This window comes from Parafrankia sp. Ea1.12, from assembly GCF_900465275.1.
GTDB classification, from domain to species: Bacteria; Actinomycetota; Actinomycetes; order Frankiales; family Frankiaceae; genus Parafrankia; species Parafrankia soli.
Map to the genome: position 1 here is coordinate 1 of NZ_UBIZ01000369.1, position 1,820 is coordinate 1,820.

Here is a 1,820-nt window from a genome sequence, read left to right on the forward strand (position 1 = left end):
AATCTGGCGAAGGGGCAGACGGGTCTGTCGGTGGCCTTCGATCTGCCGACGCAGACCGGGTACGACCCGGATCATGTGCTGGCGCGTGGTGAGGTCGGGAAGGTGGGTGTGCCGGTCGCGCATCTCGGTGACATGCGGGCGTTGTTCGAGCAGATCCCGTTGGGCCGGATGAACACGTCCATGACCATCAACGCGACGGCGATGTGGTTGCTGGCGTTGTACCAGGTGGTGGCGGAGGAGCAGGGTGTCGCGGCCGAGGAGCTGACCGGCACGACCCAGAACGACATCATCAAGGAGTACCTGTCGCGGGGGACGTATGTGTTCCCGCCCGGCCCGTCGCTGCGGCTGATCACGGACATTGTGGCGTACACGGTGACGGAGATCCCGCGCTGGAACCCGATCAACATCTGTAGCTATCACCTGCAGGAGGCGGGTGCGACGCCGGTGCAGGAGTTGGCGTACTCGTTGTGCACGGTGATCGCGGTGCTCGACGCGGTGGTCGCTTCCGGTCAGGTGCCGGCGGAGCGGATGGGTGAGGTGTGTGCCCGGATGTCGTTCTTCGTGAACGCCGGGGTGCGTTTCGTGGAGGAGATGTGCAAGATGCGGGCGTTCGTCGCCCTGTGGGATGATCTGCTGCGGACTCGTTACGGGGTGACGGATCCGCGTCACCGCCGGTTCCGTTACGGGGTGCAGGTCAACTCGTTGGGGTTGACCGAGGCGCAGCCGGAGAACAACGTGATCCGGATCGTGTTGGAGGCGCTCGGGGTCACGTTGTCGAAGGATGCCCGTTGCCGCGCGTTGCAGCTGCCTGCGTGGAACGAGGCCCTCGGCCTGCCGCGTCCGTGGGATCAGCAGTGGTCGTTGCGTATCCAGCAGATCCTGGCCTATGAGACGGATCTGTTGGAGTACCCGGATCTGTTCGAGGGCTCGGTGGTGGTGGCCCGGCGGGTGGAGGAGCTGGTTGCCGCCGCGACCGAGGAGATCGACCGGGTGCAGGCGATGGGTGGGGCTGTCGCCGCTGTGGAGAGCGGCTACATGAAGTCCCGGTTGGTGGCTTCGCAGGCGATGCGGCGGGCGCGGATCGAGTCCGGTGAGGACGTTGTTGTCGGGGTGAACCGGTTCACCGAGACCGAGCCGAGTCCGCTGCTGGCTGATCTGGACGCGGCTGTGCAGACGGTGGATCCGGCTGGTGAGGAGGCGGCTCGGGTTCAGGTCGCGGCGTGGCGGGCCGCCCGTGATGCCTCCGTTGTCGACGAGGCGCTGCTGGGGTTGCGTGAGGCGGCGAAGACGGATGCGAACCTGGTGCCGGCGACGTTGGCGTGTGCTCGTGCCGGTGTGACGACGGGGGAGTGGGCGGGTGTGCTGCGTGAGGTGTTCGGTGAGTACCGTGCGCCGACCGGGGTGTCCGCGGCGCCGTCGGCCGCCGCTGCGGGCGCCGGGCTGGGGGAGGTGCGTGACCTGGTGACCGTGACCGCCGGTGAGTTGGGTCGCCGGCCGCGGCTGCTGGTGGGTAAGCCCGGGTTGGACGGGCATTCCAACGGTGCCGAGCAGATCGCGGTACGGGCTCGTGATGTGGGCTTTGAGGTGGTCTATCAGGGGATCCGTCTCACGCCGGCGCAGATCGTCGCCGCGGCTGTGGAGGAGGACGTCCACGTGGTCGGGCTGTCGGTGCTCTCCGGTTCGCATATGAACCTGGTGCCCGAGGTGCTGGACGGGCTGCGTGCGGCTGGTCTCGGGGACGTCCCGGTCGTGGTCGGCGGGATCATTCCGCCCGCGGACGCGGAACGCCTGGCGACGCTCGGTGTTGCGGCCGTCTTCAC

Annotated in this window: 1 protein-coding gene; it reads left to right on the forward strand. The window is 67.7% G+C overall.

Annotation, left to right across the window (positions count from 1 at the left end):
* The coding region (locus tag FMEAI12_RS20980) for a protein meaA (protein ID WP_112107553.1) at window positions 1-1,820 on the forward strand (1,820 nt) is incomplete at both ends.